The 16,055-nt window shown below is 64.9% G+C and carries 15 protein-coding genes and 1 pseudogene; 10 read left to right on the top strand and 6 right to left on the bottom strand.

Annotated features, from left to right (window positions below):
- Positions 1 to 3: 3 nt before the first annotated feature.
- The 3 genes from trpC to trpB all read left to right on the top strand — a co-directional run bounded on the left by trpC (position 4) and on the right by trpB (position 2,930).
- A complete protein-coding gene (gene trpC / locus C6571_RS05555) occupies positions 4 to 804 on the top strand; it encodes an indole-3-glycerol phosphate synthase TrpC (protein WP_106445812.1) in 801 nt (266 codons plus the stop codon).
- Between the two features lie 175 nt (positions 805 to 979).
- A complete protein-coding gene (locus C6571_RS05550; protein ID WP_106445811.1) occupies positions 980 to 1,693 on the top strand; it encodes a uracil-DNA glycosylase in 714 nt (237 codons plus the stop codon).
- Between the two features lie 37 nt (positions 1,694 to 1,730).
- Positions 1,731 to 2,930 (top strand): tryptophan synthase subunit beta, encoded by a 1,200-nt coding sequence (gene trpB / locus C6571_RS05545; protein ID WP_106445810.1) that lies wholly within the window; start codon positions 1,731 to 1,733, stop codon positions 2,928 to 2,930.
- 81 nt (positions 2,931 to 3,011) lie between these two features.
- Here the strand turns inward: trpB and queA are convergent, their stop codons facing one another.
- Positions 3,012 to 4,103, bottom strand: coding sequence for a tRNA preQ1(34) S-adenosylmethionine ribosyltransferase-isomerase QueA (gene queA / locus C6571_RS05540; protein ID WP_106445809.1), 1,092 nt, complete (start codon positions 4,101 to 4,103; stop codon positions 3,012 to 3,014).
- 67 nt (positions 4,104 to 4,170) lie between these two features.
- On the bottom strand, positions 4,171 to 4,602 hold the full coding sequence (locus C6571_RS05535; protein WP_106448064.1) for a LysR substrate-binding domain-containing protein: 432 nt from the start codon (positions 4,600 to 4,602) through the stop codon (positions 4,171 to 4,173).
- A 21-nt stretch (positions 4,603 to 4,623) separates the two neighbouring features.
- On the opposite strand from C6571_RS05535, the pseudogene C6571_RS05530 reads away from it, so the two are divergent.
- From C6571_RS05530 to C6571_RS05520, 3 genes and pseudogenes are all read left to right on the top strand, one after another.
- Positions 4,624 to 5,106, top strand: a pseudogene (locus C6571_RS05530) (SDR family NAD(P)-dependent oxidoreductase); the annotation flags it as partial.
- Positions 5,107 to 5,290: 184 nt separating this feature from the next.
- Positions 5,291 to 6,439, top strand: coding sequence for a GGDEF domain-containing protein (locus tag C6571_RS05525; protein ID WP_106445808.1), 1,149 nt, complete (start codon positions 5,291 to 5,293; stop codon positions 6,437 to 6,439).
- 111 nt (positions 6,440 to 6,550) lie between these two features.
- Positions 6,551 to 7,669 (top strand): diguanylate cyclase domain-containing protein, encoded by a 1,119-nt coding sequence (locus C6571_RS05520; protein ID WP_106445807.1) that lies wholly within the window; start codon positions 6,551 to 6,553, stop codon positions 7,667 to 7,669.
- A gap of 17 nt (positions 7,670 to 7,686) precedes the next feature.
- On the opposite strand, the gene C6571_RS05515 is transcribed toward C6571_RS05520, so the two are convergent.
- Both C6571_RS05515 and C6571_RS05510 read right to left on the bottom strand, forming a co-directional pair.
- The gene (locus C6571_RS05515) at positions 7,687 to 8,643 is read right to left on the bottom strand and encodes a 1-phosphofructokinase family hexose kinase (protein WP_106445806.1); all 957 of its coding nucleotides are present in this window, start codon (positions 8,641 to 8,643) and stop codon (positions 7,687 to 7,689) included.
- Positions 8,644 to 8,658: 15 nt separating this feature from the next.
- On the bottom strand, positions 8,659 to 9,951 hold the full coding sequence (locus C6571_RS05510; RefSeq protein WP_106445805.1) for an HD-GYP domain-containing protein: 1,293 nt from the start codon (positions 9,949 to 9,951) through the stop codon (positions 8,659 to 8,661).
- A gap of 131 nt (positions 9,952 to 10,082) precedes the next feature.
- On the opposite strand from C6571_RS05510, the gene recG reads away from it, so the two are divergent.
- The 4 genes from recG to C6571_RS05490 all read left to right on the top strand — a co-directional run bounded on the left by recG (position 10,083) and on the right by C6571_RS05490 (position 14,320).
- Positions 10,083 to 12,179, top strand: a complete 2,097-nt coding sequence (recG, locus tag C6571_RS05505; protein WP_106445804.1) for an ATP-dependent DNA helicase RecG — start codon at positions 10,083 to 10,085, stop codon at positions 12,177 to 12,179.
- A 115-nt stretch (positions 12,180 to 12,294) separates the two neighbouring features.
- Positions 12,295 to 13,260 (top strand): hydrogen peroxide-inducible genes activator, encoded by a 966-nt coding sequence (locus C6571_RS05500; protein ID WP_106445803.1) that lies wholly within the window; start codon positions 12,295 to 12,297, stop codon positions 13,258 to 13,260.
- A 59-nt stretch (positions 13,261 to 13,319) separates the two neighbouring features.
- A complete protein-coding gene (locus tag C6571_RS05495) occupies positions 13,320 to 13,829 on the top strand; it encodes a Dps family protein (protein WP_106445802.1) in 510 nt (169 codons plus the stop codon).
- A gap of 113 nt (positions 13,830 to 13,942) precedes the next feature.
- Positions 13,943 to 14,320: a response regulator gene (locus C6571_RS05490; RefSeq protein ID WP_106445801.1), complete on the top strand. Its 378-nt coding sequence runs from the start codon at positions 13,943 to 13,945 to the stop codon at positions 14,318 to 14,320.
- On the opposite strand, the gene C6571_RS05485 is transcribed toward C6571_RS05490, so the two are convergent.
- Both C6571_RS05485 and C6571_RS05480 read right to left on the bottom strand, forming a co-directional pair.
- Positions 14,309 to 15,457, bottom strand: coding sequence for a hybrid sensor histidine kinase/response regulator (locus tag C6571_RS05485; protein ID WP_211300697.1), 1,149 nt, complete (start codon positions 15,455 to 15,457; stop codon positions 14,309 to 14,311). The genes C6571_RS05490 and C6571_RS05485 overlap by 12 nt on opposite strands.
- Positions 15,454 to 16,047, bottom strand: a complete 594-nt coding sequence (locus C6571_RS05480) for a chemotaxis protein CheB (protein WP_106445800.1) — start codon at positions 16,045 to 16,047, stop codon at positions 15,454 to 15,456. Before C6571_RS05480 ends, C6571_RS05485 begins: the two co-directional genes overlap by 4 nt.
- Positions 16,048 to 16,055 lie beyond the last annotated feature (8 nt).

The following is a 16,055-nucleotide window of genomic DNA, read 5'->3' as shown; positions in this document are numbered from 1 at the left end:
GCCATGTCCGACATCCTCAGCCAGATCGTTGCCACCAAACAGCAAGAAGTCGCTGCGGCCAAGCACCGTACGCCGCTCGCCAGCATCCGCCAGGACGCCGAGAGCCGCGTGCTGACGCGCGATTTTGAAGCCGCGCTGCGCGCCAAAATCTTGCGCGGGCAAGCGGCGGTGATTGCCGAGATCAAGAAGGCCAGCCCCAGCAAGGGCGTGCTGCGCGCCGATTTCGAACCCGCCGACATCGCCCAGAGCTATTCCGAGGGCGACGGCGAGGTCAGCGCCGCGTGTCTTTCGGTGCTGACCGATGTGCAGTATTTCCAGGGCCGCATCGACTATTTGAAGCAGGCCCGCGCGAGCTGCATGCTGCCGGTGCTGCGCAAGGACTTCATGGTTGACGAATGGCAGATTTACGAGTCGCGCGCCATTGGCGCAGATGCCGTGCTGCTGATTGCCGCCTGCCTTGACGACGCCCAGATGCGCGATTTCGAAGCGATTGCGCGCGGCCTTGATATGGCGGTGCTGGTTGAGGTGCACGACGCCGCCGAGATGGAGCGTGCGCTGCGCTTGCAGACCCCGCTCGTCGGCGTGAACAACCGCAATTTGAAGACGTTCGAGGTCCGCTTGCAGACCACGTTGGATCTGCAAAAGCACGTGCCGCCGGAGCGCCTCTTGATCACCGAGTCCGGCGTGGCAACGCCGGCCGATGTGCAAAGGCTGCGCGCCGCCGGCGTACAGGCCTTTCTGGTGGGCGAAGCTTTTATGCGCGCCGAAGAACCGGGGCTGGCCCTGGCGGAACTGTTTGCGTGATGCGGGCAGGGGGGACGCCACCAGTGCGGCGGGGCGGCCCTTGCACGGTGGCCGCTGGCCTGGGCCGCGTCGGTTTCATATCTCCCGCGCAGCGCGACGCTAGCCAGGGCCATGGGACATCAAAATCAATAGCTGCTCATCCATTATGCGCTTGCGCTAGAAGCACTTTTTCGCCATGAGTTTGTCTGTACCGACCGCCACGCAGCTCCAGAGCGCCGACCCGTGCGACTGGCCGGTGGCGCCGGGCTGGCAGCCGCTGGTGGATGGCTTCTTTGGCTCGCCCGCAGGCGCGCAGTTGCTGGTTTTTTTGCGCGAGCGCCTGGCGGCCGGTGCCAGCATCTTCCCACCCCAGCCGCTGCGCGCGCTCGAACTCACACCGCCTGAGAAAGTGCGTGTCGTCATCCTGGGACAAGACCCCTACCACGGCCGGGGACAGGCGCACGGCCTGGCGTTTTCCGTCGCGCCAGGTGTGGCGCTGCCGCCCTCGCTGCGCAACATCTTCAAGGAAATCGAGCGCGACCTGGGGACCCCGCCTCCCGCGTTTCCGGTGCCCGGCGGCAGCCTGGTGGCGTGGGCAGAGCAGGGCGCCTTGCTGCTCAACACCACCCTCACCGTCGAAGAAGGCCAGCCCGCCAGCCACGCCCGGCGCGGCTGGGAGCTGCTGACCGACGCGCTGATCGCCCATATCGCGGGCGGGGTGCAACCGGTGGTCTTCATGCTCTGGGGCGCGCACGCGCAGTCCAAGCGCGCACTCATCACCGCCCCGCAGCACCTGGTGCTGTGCGCCAACCACCCCTCGCCCCTGTCCGCCCTGCGCCCGCCTGTGCCTTTTATCGGCTGCGGGCATTTCGGCCAGGCGCGGGCGTTTCGAAGGGCACACGGCGGATAAGATTTCCCGATTTTTTCACCACACAGAGGGACACCGCATGGCACAGCAGTTTCTGGAAATGCCCGACAGTCAGGGCTTCTTTGGCGAATACGGCGGGCAGATCCTCCCGCCCGAGCTCAAGGCCGTGATGGACGGCATCAACGACGCCTACGAACAGGTCCGCAAAACGGCGGCGTTCCAGGGTGAGCTGGCCGACCTGTACGCGCACTACGTTGGCCGGCCGAGCCCGATCTTCTATGCCCGGCGCCTGTCCGATCGCCAGGGCGGCGCGCACATCCACTTGAAGCGTGAGGACCTGAACCACACCGGCGCGCACAAGATCAACCACTGCCTGGGCGAGGCGCTGCTGGCCAAGCACATGGGCAAGACCAAGGTGCTGGCCGAAACCGGGGCGGGCCAGCATGGCGTGGCGCTGGCGTCGGCCTGCGCGCTGGTGGGCATCGAGTGCGAAATCCACATGGGCGAGGTAGACATCGCCAAGGAGCACCCCAACGTCACCAAGATGAAAATTCTGGGCGCCAGGCTGGTGCCGGTGACGCGCGGCACGCGCACCCTCAAGGACGCAGTCGACAGCGCTTTTGAGGAGTACATGTTGGACCCGGTCCATTTCTTTTATGCCATCGGCTCGGTCGTGGGCCCGCACCCGTTTCCGAAAATGGTGCGCGACTTCCAGAGCATCGTCGGGCGCGAGGCGCGGGCGCAGTTTCTGGCAGAGCACCAGCGCCTGCCCGATGTGGTGATGGCCTGTGTTGGCGGCGGCTCGAACGCCATGGGCATCTTCACGGAATTCCTGCCTGATGCTGATGTGCAGCTCGTCGGCGTGGAACCTGCCGGACGTGGCCTCGATACCCCGGACCACGCCGCCACCATGACGCTGGGCACCAAGGGCGCCATCCACGGTTTCATCTGCTACAACTTGCAGGATGAAAAAGGCGAGCCGCTGCCGGTGTACTCGATTGCCTCGGGCCTGGACTACCCCGGCGTCGGCCCGCAGCACTGCTACCTGAAGGACGTGGGCCGCGTGCAGTATGAGTCGGTGACGGACGACGAGTGCCTGGACGCCTTCATGGCGCTCTCACGCACCGAGGGCATCATCCCGGCGTTAGAGAGTGCCCACGCTCTGGCCTATGCGATGAAGCTGGCGAAAACCCTGCCGCCAGAGCAGAACATTCTGGTCAATCTCTCGGGCCGGGGCGACAAGGACGCCGATTTCGTGGCGCAGCACCTGGGCTTGTAAAAACCAGGTTAAATAGGGCGCTAGCGCTTATAGGATAAGCGTTAGATGCTCTTTTTTTAAGAGCAATATCCGCGAACAAGCCTACGCCAGGGCCATGGGGGCGCGGCGCGCCAGCAGCATCGCATCCCCATAGCTGAAGAACCGATAGCCCTGCGCAATCGCATGCCGGTACAGCGCCATGACGCGCTCATAGCCGGCAAAGGCGCTGACCAGCATCATCAAGGTGCTTTTGGGCAGATGGAAGTTGGTCAGCAGCAGGTCCACCACCTGGAAGGCAAAGCCCGGCGTGATGAAGATGCGCGTCTCGCCTTCAGTTTGGCCGCTCTGCGCCCAGGATTCAAGCGTGCGCACCGTGGTCGTGCCCACCGCCACCACGCGCCCACCGCGTTGTCGGCAGCGCTGAATGGCCGCCAGCGTTTCGGCTGGAATGGAGTACCACTCGGCGTGCATGCGGTGCTCGGCCAGGTTGTCCGTTTTGACCGGCTGGAAGGTGCCGGCGCCCACGTGCAGCGTGACGCTGGCGCGCTCGACGCCGCGTGCGGCCAGGGCGGCCAAAACCGCGTCGTCGAAATGCAGAGCGGCCGTGGGCGCCGCCACTGCGCCGGGCACGCGGGCGAATACGGTTTGGTAGCGGCGTTCGTCCTCGGCTGCATCGCCCGCGTTTTCGTGTTGCTGCTGGCGCTCGATGTAGGGCGGCAGCGGCATATGGCCGTGACGCTCCATCAGCTCGAAGGGCGTTTCGCTCGCCGGGCCGTCGAGCCGAAAACGAAACAGCGGACCTTGTGCATCCGGCCAGCGGCCGAGCAGCGTGGCGTGGAAGCCGCCAGCCATCTGCAGCATGGTGCCAATCGGCGGCTTTTTGCTGACCTTGACATGGGCGACGACCTCCTGGCCTTGCAGTACGCGCTCGATCAGCAGCTCGGCCTTGCCGCCGGTCGGCTTCTCACCAAAGAGGCGCGCCTTGAGAACGCGTGTGTCGTTGAATACCAGCAGATCGCCGGGAAGCACAAGCGACGGCAGCTCGCGGAAGATGCGGTCCACTGGCGCGCCAGCGGTTCCGTCCAGCAGGCGTGAGGCACTGCGTTCGGCGCACGGGTGCTGGGCGATCAGCGCCTCAGGAAGTTGAAAGTCGAAGTCGGCAAGGGTGAAATTGCGGGGAGAAGAACTGGTCATGCGCTTGAGGACGGGACGCGTCCGTACCAAGAAAGAAAATTGCCCTGATTGTGACCGCGTCGCCGCCTCAAGCCTGCAGACAGGGCGCGAGCACTTCACGCAGCCAGTCCATGAAAACGCGCACACGGCGCGAAATGCCGCGTCGGTGCGCCACCACCAACGAGACCTGTAGCGGCGGTGCGCGCAAGGCAGGGAGGACTTCGACCAGCTTGCCCTCCATGATGTGTTTGTGCATGCCCGCACGCGGTGCCTGAATCATGCCCAGCCCCGCGACGCACGCGGCTTCGTAGGCCTGCACATTGGTCACCTGCAGCGCGCCCGGCATCGCCAGCGTGCAGGCCCTAGCGTCTGCGTCGGTGTACTCCCATCCCAGGGGCCGTGCCCCCAAGGCTGGTACGTAGTGCACCATGCGGTGCCCGCCATGCATCAGATCGCTGAGCGTCTGTGGTGTGCCGTGCTGGAGCAGGTAGCCAGGACTTGCGTAGTTGTACTGGGTCATGGCGCCCAAGGGATACGCAACCACAACGCAGGCTTTGGTGTCTTCGCTCCATTCACCGACACCACGGAGCAGCAGTTTGAAGAGATGGTCAATGTGCATCTCAAAGGCGCGTTCTTTCTGACGCCGAAGTTGCTGCCGCTGATGGCAGACGGGGGCCGCATTCTCAATGTCTCGAGCGGTTTGACACGCTTTTCGCACCCGGGCTATGCGGCGTACGCCGTAATGAAGGGCGGCGTGGAGGTGTTGACGCGCTACCTGGCGGCCGAGCTGGGAGCACGCCGCATCGCCGTGAACACCCTGGCCCCAGGTGCCATCGAGACCGACTTTGGTGGCGGCGCAGTGCGCGACAACGCCGACCTCAACGCCAGTATTGCCAAGAGCACGCCCCTTGGAAGGGTCGGGGTGCCAGACGACATCGGGGGCGCCGCAGCCGCCTTGCTATCGGGGGGGAGCGGCTGGATCAATGGCCAGCGCATCGAGGTGGCGGGCGGCATTCACGGCTGAATTTTCCGAGCGTCCGCCACGGCCGCATTGCGGTATGCCGAGGACGCCAGACTCGGGGATGTCCGAACAGGCCCTCTTCAGAAAAATGGGGAAAACAAGGAGAAAAGGGCGCGATTGCGGCAAACCGCGCACGGCCATGTGCGCGTAAGCTTGCTTCAGTCAAGATTCTTCAAGGACTGCGCCCATGGATGCCTTTGTCTGGGACCACAATTTCATCACAGGTCTGGAAGATGTGGACAATCAGCACCACGCGCTCGTGGACCTGTTCAACGAGCTGAGTGCGACGTTTCAAAGCACCGACCTGCACAATCGCGAGACGCTGCTGAACGACACATTCGCGCGCCTGGTCGCCTACACCGAATACCATTTTCGCGATGAGGAGGCGCTGATGCGCGGGGTGGGCATCGACCCGCGCCACATCGCGCTGCAGGAGGCGCAACACTCGCAGTTCGTCCATCAGATCAACGAGATCTGGTCGGTGCGCAGTTCCATGCCGGACACGGCCGAGTCCATCATCGGGTTTCTTACATCCTGGCTGGGGCTGCACATTCTGGGCACAGACCAGGCGCTGGCGCGGCAGATTGTGGCCGTCGCCGCCGGAGCCACGCCCGAGCAAGCCTGGAACAACGAGCACAACGCCGCCGAGAGCAACAGCACGCAGGCGCTGCTCAAGCTGATCGAGCGGCTCTACCACGTGCTGGCGCAACAAAACGCCGGGCTGATCAACGCCAACCGAATGCTCGAAGAGCGCGTAGCCGATCGCACCCAGGCGCTGGCGCAAGCCAACGAAGAACTGCAGCATGCCAACCGCATGCTGGAGGCGTTTTCGCGCACCGATGGTTTGCTGGGCATCGCCAACCGAAGCTATTTCGACGAACGCCTGGCGCAGGCCTGCGCGGCGGCTTTCCGGCGCGAACAACCGATGGCTTTGCTGATGATCGATGTCGATCATTTCAAGCAGTTCAATGACTGCCACGGCCATCCCAAGGGCGACGTGTGCCTGCAGGCGGTGGCGCGTGCCGTCCAGCAAACCATGACACGCAGCACCGACCTGGTGGCCCGCTACGGCGGCGAAGAATTGGCAGTCATCCTGCCCGACACCGATGCCGAGGGCGCAGCCACCGTGGCCGCGCGGGTGGTGGCCAATGTGACCGCGCTGGGCCTGGTGCATGGGGAGTCCAAGGTTTCTCCTTATGTGAGCGTGAGTGTGGGCGTGGCCGCGCAGGTGCCGCCCCACAAGTTCGGCAGCACCAGCCTGGTGGAGGAAGCAGATGCAGCCCTGTACGAGGCCAAGGCAGGTGGACGCAACCGCTGGGTACTGGCGCCGCACTGAATGGCCGATCGGAGAGATGTGAAGGCCGATTGACGCAACCCCCTTGCGTGCACCAGCAGCAGCGCTATGCTGCGCCCCACTTCTGGGAGATTCCCTGGAGAGAGGCTGCCGATGGACACCTTTGTGTGGGATGAAAACTTCACCACCGGCCTGGTGAACGTAGACGATCAACACCAGACGCTGATCGCATCCTTCAATGCGCTCAGCGACGCACTTCAGCACAGCAATGCGACCGGTGACGAGCAAGCGCTGGGCCAGGCGTACGAGCACATGCTGTGCTACACGCTCTACCACTTTGCCGAAGAAGAGCAACTGATGCGCGAGTGCGGCCTGGACGCGCGCCATGTCCAGACCCATAGCGCCCTGCACCGTCAGTTTGTCGAGCAGGTAGCCACCATGTGGAGCGCGCGCTCGGCACTGCAGCAGCCCGCGCAGTCCTTTGTCGGGTTTCTGGCCTATTGGCTGGGCATGCACATCTTGGGCATCGACCAGGCCATGGCACGGCAGATGCAGGGCCTGGCACAGGGATTGACGGCCGAGCAGGCGTACGCACGGGAAGCCCAGTTGCATGACCAGGGAACACAGGCGCTCATCGGCATGGTGGGCAGGCTCTACCACGTCCTGACGGTGCAGAACGCCGAGCTGGCGCGCTCCAACGCCTTGTTGGAGCAGCGTGTTGTCGAGCGCACGTGCGAACTGGCCCATGCCAACGCCCGCCTGGAAGCCTACGCCAGCACCGACGCCTTGCTAAAAATCGCCAACCGGGGTTGCTTTGATGTGCGCATCGTCGACGCTTGCGCCAGTGCCCAGCGCCGTGGCCAGCCACTGGGGCTGCTGATCATCGATGTGGACCATTTCAAGCGCTACAACGACAGCTATGGACACCCGGCCGGAGACGGCTGCTTGCAGGCCGTGGCGCGCGCTGTGGCGCAGGCCTTGCCGCGCAGCACGGACCTGCTGGCACGCTATGGAGGCGAAGAATTCGTGGTGATCTTGTACGACACCGACGCTGCGGGCACCGCTGTGGTGGCCGCTCGCGTGGTGGCGCAGGTGGCGGCGCTTGCGTTGCCGCACAGGGGCTCAGACGTGGCTCCGCATGTCACAGTGAGTGTCGGCACCAGCGCGCACCAGCAGGTGGACAAGCACGCCGCAGTGCAGCTGCTTGCGCAGGCCGACGCCGCGCTCTACCAGGCCAAGGCGACTGGACGCAATCGGTGGGTGGCGGGTTGAGGGAACAGGCCCTAGACTTACAGTGCAGGCCCGGCCAGTGCCGTGACCTGCACCTGGTCGAGCAGACGCAGCACCTGGCGCGGCTCGGCCAGCGCCGTACCGGGCGCCAGCAGCGAGGCTGTTCCCGCCGCAACGCCCCAGCGCAGGGCTTGCGCAGGAGGGTCTCCGCGCACCATCGCCGCCAACAGCGCAGCCAGAAAACAGTCGCCGGCACCGGTGGTGCCCTGCGCTGCGGACACCGGGATGGCCGGTGCCTGCCACACGCCACGGGCTGTGACGAGCACCGCGCCTTCGCCGCCCAGGCTGAGCGCCACGGTTTGCGCTGCACCCCGTTGCACCAGCGCAGCTGCTGCAGCGATGGCCTCGTGGCGCTCGCTCAGGGCGGCTCCGGTGAGCGCGCGCAGTTCCCGCAAACTGGGCTTGACCAAAGCCACCCCCGCCTCCATGGCCTCGGCGAGCGCGGGTCCTGAACTGTCGAGCGCCAGTGCGATGCCGCAGCCCTGCGCCCAGCGCGCCAGCCGGGCGTAGAAATCGTCGGGCACCCCCGGCGGCAAACTGCCGCTGACCACCAGCCACTGGGGCGCAGGATCGAGACTCTGCACCGCATCCAGGCAGGCCTGCCATTCCTGCGCCTCGATCTGCGGACCGGGCATGACGAAGCGAAATTCCTGTCCGTTCGAGTCGTCCAGCACGGCAAGGTTTTCGCGCGTTTCGCCGGCAATCGCCTGGCACCGGGTGCGAACACCTTCCTGCGCCAGCAGCGCAGCCAGTTGCCCTCCGGCGACGCCTCCGGTCAGGCAGTGCGCTTGCACCTCAATGCCGAGGCGGTGCAGCATGCGCGCCACGTTGATCCCGCCGCCGCCCGGATGGCGAAGCACGCTATGGCAGCGCAGCTTGTGCGCGGCTTGCACCTGGGCAGTGCGTACCGATAGATCCAATGCCGGGTTCGGCGTGAGCGTGAGAACGGAGGGCATGCAGGGAAGGCGGCGCTACCAGGGCTGCCCGGCGACACCGGTCCACATGGCATGCAGATCTGGAAAGTTCCATTTGGCCGGGTCTTCGCGCGCCGCAATGCGATCGCTGCAGCTGGGCGCTGCCAGATCGATCTCCTCCGGGGGAATGCGCAAATTCGAGCGGGTAGAGAAAAATACTTTCACGCGCGGCGTGACCAGCGATTTTTGTCCCTGCTCGGTCACCACCCCCAGCCGCCCGGACGCCAGTCGCACCAGCGAGCCGACCGGGTAGATGCCTATGCTTTTGACAAAGGCCTGGAACACGCGGGGGTCGAAATGGCCGCCGGTCCATTCGGCCATGCGCCGCAGCGATTCGGAGGGATCCCAGCCGTGTTTGTAGGGTCGATCAGAGGTGACGGCGTCGTACACGTCGCAGACTGCGGCCATGCGCGCGATGAGGCTGATCTTTTCACCGGCCAGGCGGTCCGGGTAGCCGGTGCCGTCGATCTTTTCGTGGTGGTGCAGACAGGCGTCCAGCACCGGTGCGTTTACCTGGCCGCCTTCCTTGAGCATTTCGTGGCCGACCACCGGGTGTCTGCGCACCACGTCGAATTCTTCGTCCGTGAGTTTGCCCGGCTTGTTCAGCACTTCGAGTGGAATGGCAGCCTTGCCCAGATCGTGCAGCAGGCCAGCCAGCCCAGCGCTGCGCGTGTGGGCGTCCGATAGGCCCAATTGCCGTGCCAGCGCCACCATCAGTGCGCATACCGCCACCGAATGCATGTAGGTGTAGTCGTCTGCCGTCTTCAGCCGCGCCAGGCTGATGAGGGCACCGGGGTTGCGTGCCACCGAATCGCTGATGTCCTGCACCAGGGCCTGCGCCTGTCCGGCGTCTACGGCCCGGCCCATGCGAGCCTCGGTGAACATGGAGATGACGGCCCCCTTGGCCTGCTGGCAGATCGACGCGGCCTCGCGCAGTTCGTTCTGCATCGTGGCGCTCTCGCGGCGACGCGGCGCCGGTATTGCTGGCGGACGCACGGAGCTTGCAGCCGCCGTCTCCATGGCGTGCATGGCGGCCAGATCGCTGAAATCGGTATCGATGCGGGCTTCCACCTGCTCGCGCGTCTGCGTGACCGCACCGGCCGCGACGTCGCGCCCGCGTGCGATATCGATCCACAGTTCGGTGATGGCGGTGGCGCGGATACGCGCCAGATCGGCGGGGTCTTCCAGCAGAAACTTGCTGCGCCAGAACGGATGCTCCATCCACGAGCCACAGAACTCTTGCACGAACATGCCGAGCGCGAGGTCCTGGATCTGAATGCGTTTGAGCATGAACGTGGGAATCTGAAAGCGAGACTGCGTCGATGAATTTTAGACTTGTGGGCTGCTCGGGCACGGGTCCAGCGCCCGTCTATGCTGTGGCCCGGATCGTAGTCCCTGCTTTTCTCCACCTCGCTCTGCCCATGCCCGCGCCCCGCCCGCTGACTCCTGCCGTTCAAAAAGCCCTGCACAAGCTGGGCCTGCGGCGCGACATCGACCTGGCGCTGCACCTGCCGCTGCGTTATGAGGACGAAACCCGCATCGTGCCAATTGCCAGTGCGCGCGATGGCGAACTGGCGCAGATCGAGGCCACGGTGCGCAGCTGCGAGGTGCAACTGCGCCCGCGCCGCCAGCTTGTGGTGCAGGTGCAGGATGCCTCGGGCGAATGCACGCTGCGCTTCTTCAGCTTCTATCCCTCGCAGCAAAAGACGCTGGCGGTAGGCGCGCGCCTGCGCATTCGCGGCGAAGTGCGCGGCGGCTTCTGGGGACGGCAGATGCTGCACCCGGTGTTTCGCGTCGCCGGCGGCGAGCTGCCCACGGCGCTGACGCCGGTCTACCCGACCGTCTCCGGCCTGCCCCAAGCGCTGCTGCGCCGCATCATTGCCGGCGCGTTGGCGCGGGTGGACCTGCCCGAGACTGTGCCCGAAGCCCTGGCGCCTGTGGCGGCCAGTTTTTCAAGTCAAATTGGCCTCCAGCGCTTGATGCATCTGCGTGCGGCGCTCACTTTTTTGCACCGCCCCGCGCCGGATGTGGCGCTCTCGACGTTGCAAGACCACAGCCACCCGGCCTGGCAACGTCTCAAGGCCGAGGAGCTGCTGGCCCAGCAGCTGTCGCAGTTCCAGGCGCGGCGCGAGCGCAGCCGGCTGCGCGCCCCGGTACTGGGCGCGTTGCCGGGATCGCAATCCCTGTCGGCACGGTTTCTGGCCGTTTTGCCGTTTTCGCTGACCGCCGCCCAGCAGCGGGTGGTGCAGGAAATTGGCGCCGACCTTGCCCGCTCCCAGCCCATGCACCGCCTGCTCCAGGGCGACGTGGGTTCGGGAAAAACCGTGGTGGCGGCGCTGGCGGCCACGCGCGCCATCGACGCTGGCTGGCAATGCGCGCTGATGGCGCCCACCGAGATCCTGGCGGCCCAGCATTTCGCCAAGTTGGTGGGCTGGCTCGAACCCCTGCTTGCCGCGCAGGGCCGCAGCGTGGTCTGGCTGGTGGGCGGCCAGAAAAAAAAGATTCGCACCGAGGCGCTGGCCCGCGTGTCCAGCGGCGAGGCAGCGCTGGTGGTGGGCACGCATGCCGTCATCCAGGAGCAGGTGGCGTTCGCGCGCCTGGCGCTGGCCATCGTGGACGAACAACACCGCTTTGGCGTGCTGCAGCGCCTGGCGCTGCGGCAAAAGCTGGCCGCACATGGCATGGAGCCGCACATGCTGATGATGAGCGCCACGCCCATCCCCCGTACCCTGGCCATGAGCTACTACGCCGACCTGGACGTCTCGGTCATCGACGAGCTGCCCCCCGGTCGCACGCCGGTGGTCACCAAGCTGATTGCCGACAGCCGCAAGGACGAGGTGATCGCGCGCATTGCTGCCCAGGTGGTGGCCGGCCGACAGGTGTACTGGGTCTGCCCGCTGATTGAAGAGAGCGAGGCGCTGGACCTCTCCAACGCCACGGCGGTGCACGCCGAGCTGAGCGAGGCGCTGCCGGGCGTCGCCGTCGGCCTGTTGCATTCGCGCATGCCGGCAGCGGAGAAGAAGGCCGTGATGGCGCTGTTCACCGACGGCGTATTGGGGGTTCTGGTCAGCACCACCGTCATCGAGGTGGGGGTGGATGTGCCCAATGCCTCGCTGATGGTGGTGGAGCATGCTGAGCGTTTTGGACTCTCGCAGCTGCATCAGCTGCGCGGCCGCGTGGGGCGCGGTGCGGCAGCTTCGGCCTGCGTACTGCTCTACGCCACCAACGACAGCGGGCGTGTCGGAGAAACCGCGAAAGAGCGCCTGCGCGCCATGGCAGAGACCAGCGACGGCTTCGAGATCGCCCGGCGTGACCTGGAGATTCGCGGCCCCGGCGAGTTTCTGGGGGCACGCCAGTCGGGCGATGCGCTGTTGCGCTTTGCCGACCTTGCGACCGACACGCATCTGCTCGACTGGGCGCGCGAAACAGCGCCGTTGATGCTGGAGCACCATCCCGAACTGGCCGCGCAGCACCTGGAGCGCTGGTTGGGCGGAAAATCGGACTACCTTAAAGCTTGAATTGTGACCACCCTCTGTGCGGCTTCGCCACTCCGATCAGGCGCCAGAGGCTGTCGCCGGCGCTGCGGAGCGGCCCTGCTGGCGGGGGCCTGTGCCCAGATGATTGCTTGAACCCATGACCCTCACCGAACTCAAATACATCGTCGCCGTGGCTCGAGAGCGCCATTTTGGCCGCGCGGCCGAGTCCTGTCACGTGTCGCAGCCGACCTTGTCGGTGGCGGTGAAGAAACTCGAAGAAGAGCTTGAACTCAAGTTGTTCGAGCGCAGCGCGGGCGATGTGTCGGTGACGCCGCTGGGCGATGAAATCGTGCGCCAGGCCCAGGTGGTGCTGGAGCAGGCCGCTGCCATCAAAGAGCTGGCGCGCCGTGGCAAAGATCCTTTGGCCGGGGCGCTCACGCTGGGCGTCATCTACACCATTGGCCCGTACCTCCTTCCCGAGCTGGTGCACAGCGTGATCGAGCACACGCCGCAGATGCCTCTGGTGCTGCAAGAGAACTTCACGGTGAGGCTGCTGGAAATGCTGCGTACCGGCGAGATCGACTGCGCGATCCTCGCCGAGCCGTTTCCGGATGCGGGTCTGGCCACCGCAGCGCTCTACGACGAGCCGTTTCTCGCCGCCCTGCCGGGCAAACATGCGCTGGCCGCGCAGGCGTCGGTATCCACCGCTGAGCTAAAGAACGAGCAGGTGCTGCTGCTGGGCGCGGGCCATTGCTTTCGCGACCATGTGCTGGAGGTGTGCCCGGAGTTCGCCCGCGTCGCCAGCCAGGGCGACGGCATTGCCCGTCGATTTGAAGGCTCGTCGCTGGAGACCATCAAACACATGGTGGCGGCCGGCATGGGGGTGACCTTGGTGCCACGCCTGGCCGTGCCTGAGGCGGCGCTGAACAATGCGCCCCAGCGACGACACGCAGATGACCCCCATCTGCGCTACCTTCCCATCCAGGAGCCGGACGGCACGCCGCCGCCAACGCGGCGGGTGGTGCTGGTCTGGCGGCGCAGTTTCACGCGCTACGAAGCCATTGCAGCGCTGCGCAATGCCGTAGTGGCATGCAGTCTGCCCGGCGTCAAACGGCTGACCTGAACCCGGCCTATAGTGAAAGCGAAACTCCATCTCGCTTTTTCACTTGAAAGGAATGTTCCATGGCCAAAAAGCCTGCTTCTCTTGCTGCCGGGGCACCCCGCATCAACATCGGCATCTCGGAGAAAGACCGCGCCGCCATCGCCAAAGGGCTCTCGCACCTGTTGGCCGACACCTACACGCTTTACCTTACGACGCACAATTTCCACTGGAACGTCACGGGTCCGATGTTCAACACCTTGCACCTGATGTTCATGGGGCAGTACACCGAGCTGTGGAATGCGGTCGATCCGATTGCCGAGCGCGTGCGCTCGCTGGGCCACACGGCACCGGGCTCGTACGCGCAGTTTGGCAAGCTCACCAGCCTGCCGGACGCTCCTGCCACGCCGCCTCGGGCGTTGGACATGGTGCGCGTGCTGGTCACCGGCCACGAGGCTGTGGCCCGCACGGCGCGCGAGCTGTTCCCCATTGCCGACAAGGCGGGCGACGAACCCACGGCCGATCTGTTGACCCAGCGCCTGACGGTGCACGAGCAGACCGCCTGGATGCTGCGCTCGATGCTCGAGGAGTAAGAAACCTCCTAAGCACGGTCCCTGCGTCTCAGGGGTTCGTCCTACAGATCCCAGGGCGTTGCCCTTGAGATGATCATGAATTAACCACTCTCGGGCGTCCGGGCCGGCATTGCATGCGAATTCTGTACGTTGAAGACCACGAGGAGCTGCGCGAAACCATTGGCATGCTGATGGAAGGCGAGGGGCGCTCGGTGGTGCTTTGCGAGAGTGCAGAGCAGGGTTTGGCGCAGGACTCGAAGGATCCCTTCGATATGGTCGTGACCGACGTGAGCCTGCCCGGACTGTCGGGAACCGAATTTGCACACCAGCTATTGGCCAAGAATCCCGCACGCTGGGTGGTGCTGTGCTCCGGTTACGAGCTGGGCACGCACGCGCAGGCTTGGGGGCCGAATGTGCGCACGTTGCTCAAGCCGTTTGAAGTGGAGCAGCTCGACGCCTTGCTGCAAGAGGTGGAGCTTGCGCTCGCCTCCGGCCGCAATTCAGTCGGGTAGCTGGCGAGTATCCGGGGCTTGACGTGGGAGTGTCACGGTAAAGCGAGTGTGCCCGTCCTCGCTGTGCACTTCGATGTTGCCGCCGTGGCTGGTGACAATCTGCTGCACGATATACAAGCCCAGGCCCAGGCCCTCACGTCGCCCCCCTTTGTTTTCGCTGCCGCGAAACGGTTTGAAAAGCACCGGCAGCAGCTCGGCAGGAATGCAGCCGCCGTTGCTGATTTCCATGCGCACGGCGCTCATTTGATTGCCATCCAGATGCAGCCTTATAGGTTGATCGGCTGTGCCATGCTGCTGCGCATTGCCAATCAGGTTGGTCAGCATCTGGGTCAGGCGATCCTCGTCCCACGAACCCGAAAGATTTCCTGTGCTGCTTAGCTGCACCTCGCGGGTGCTGTGGTCTCGCAGTTCCTGGACAACGCGTGCGCACAGCTCTCCGAGATCGAGGGGGCTCGGATGCAGGTGGAGCCCTCCATGGTGGCGAATGCGTGTGAGGTCCAGCAAGTCTTCAATCATGCTGTCCATGCGCCGCGCGCTGGACAGGATGCGAGCCGCCAGCGCTTTGCTTTTGTCGTCCGTGCAGGCACGCACCAGCGCTCCCGACGCCAAGGTGACCGAGGTCAGCGGCGTGCGCAGGTCGTGGCTCAGGACGGCCATGAACATTTCGTTGACGTGCAGTGCTTCTGTGCGCTCAGCCAGTTCGCGCACCAGTGCGCGCTTCTGTCGGTGCAGCGTGAAGAACACCTCGGCCTTGCTGAGCAGCACCTGGGGATGAACGGGCTTGTAGAGAAAATCCACGGCCCCGGCGTCGTAGCCCTTGAACTGCCAGTCGATGTTGTGTGCGCCCGCAGTAATAAAAATCAGGGGAATGTGGCGCGTGCGTTCCCGTCCTCGGATTATCTCGGCAAGTTCAAAGCCGTTCATCTCGGGCATCTGCACGTCAAGCAGCGCGAGTGCAATGTCGTCGTGTGCCAGCAGCAGCTCCAGTGCTTGGGCGCCGGAGCGCGCCTGGAGTATCAGCAGATCGTCCCGTTGCAGCAAGGCTTCGAGGGCAACGAGATTTTCGGCAATGTCGTCGACGATCAGGCACTTGATCGGGGCCGCGAGGGGTGCGTCCTGACTCGAGGGTTGTTTCAAAGCAATCTCCGTGTGTGCAGATTGTTGAGGGTTTCGGCGATCGCCGCCGGATTCAGAATATGGGGCACCTGCGGAATCAGTGCCAGCGCAGCCAGTGGCATGGTGGGCGAGGACGCGCTGTCCGGCGCCTGGACCATGCACAGGCCTTTGGCTTGTTCAATCGCGGCCAGCCCCAGTGCACCATCGCTATTGGCGCCGGAAAGCAGAATTCCAATCACGCGCTCGCCGAACAGGTCAGCGGCCGATTCAAAAAGAACGTCGATGGCCGGGCGCGAAAAATGCAGGGGTACGCCTACCGAAAGGCTTAGTCGTGGCCCGGCTTCGAGCAGCAGGTGATAGTCCGGCGGTGCGAACACGATGGTCCCTGGCTGCAGCGGCTGGTTGTCGTGCGCTTCGTGCACAGGCAGTGCGCAGCGCGGTCCAAACACCTGTGCGAGCAGACTGGGCTTGTCGCGCTGGACATGCAGGGCCACGATGACGCTGGCACGCAGCGTAGCCGGCAAAGCAGGAAGAATCGTCAGCAAAGCATCAATGGCACCGGCCGAACCGCCAATCACGATGGCTTGGAAGGCGGGGGGCGGAGTATTCATGCCAATGA

Source organism: Simplicispira suum (assembly GCF_003008595.1).
In the GTDB taxonomy this organism is placed as follows: Bacteria; Pseudomonadota; Gammaproteobacteria; order Burkholderiales; family Burkholderiaceae_C; genus Simplicispira; species Simplicispira suum.
This window is presented reverse-complemented; position numbering and strand designations above follow the sequence as displayed.

Bases quoted from the DNA above. Each gene is read 5' to 3' on its own strand.
- trpC (WP_106445812.1), top strand. From the start codon at position 4: ATGTCCGACATCCTCAGCCAGATCGTTGCCACCAAACAGCAAGAAGTC.
- C6571_RS05550 (WP_106445811.1), top strand. From the start codon at position 980: ATGAGTTTGTCTGTACCGACCGCCACGCAGCTCCAGAGCGCCGACCCG.
- trpB (WP_106445810.1), top strand. From the start codon at position 1,731: ATGGCACAGCAGTTTCTGGAAATGCCCGACAGTCAGGGCTTCTTTGGC.
- queA (WP_106445809.1), bottom strand. From the start codon at position 4,103: ATGACCAGTTCTTCTCCCCGCAATTTCACCCTTGCCGACTTCGACTTT.
- C6571_RS05535 (WP_106448064.1), bottom strand. From the start codon at position 4,602: ATGACCCAGTACAACTACGCAAGTCCTGGCTACCTGCTCCAGCACGGC.
- C6571_RS05525 (WP_106445808.1), top strand. From the start codon at position 5,291: ATGGATGCCTTTGTCTGGGACCACAATTTCATCACAGGTCTGGAAGAT.
- C6571_RS05520 (WP_106445807.1), top strand. From the start codon at position 6,551: ATGGACACCTTTGTGTGGGATGAAAACTTCACCACCGGCCTGGTGAAC.
- C6571_RS05515 (WP_106445806.1), bottom strand. From the start codon at position 8,643: ATGCCCTCCGTTCTCACGCTCACGCCGAACCCGGCATTGGATCTATCG.
- C6571_RS05510 (WP_106445805.1), bottom strand. From the start codon at position 9,951: ATGCTCAAACGCATTCAGATCCAGGACCTCGCGCTCGGCATGTTCGTG.
- recG (WP_106445804.1), top strand. From the start codon at position 10,083: ATGCCCGCGCCCCGCCCGCTGACTCCTGCCGTTCAAAAAGCCCTGCAC.
- C6571_RS05500 (WP_106445803.1), top strand. From the start codon at position 12,295: ATGACCCTCACCGAACTCAAATACATCGTCGCCGTGGCTCGAGAGCGC.
- C6571_RS05495 (WP_106445802.1), top strand. From the start codon at position 13,320: ATGGCCAAAAAGCCTGCTTCTCTTGCTGCCGGGGCACCCCGCATCAAC.
- C6571_RS05490 (WP_106445801.1), top strand. From the start codon at position 13,943: ATGCGAATTCTGTACGTTGAAGACCACGAGGAGCTGCGCGAAACCATT.
- C6571_RS05480 (WP_106445800.1), bottom strand. From the start codon at position 16,047: ATGAATACTCCGCCCCCCGCCTTCCAAGCCATCGTGATTGGCGGTTCG.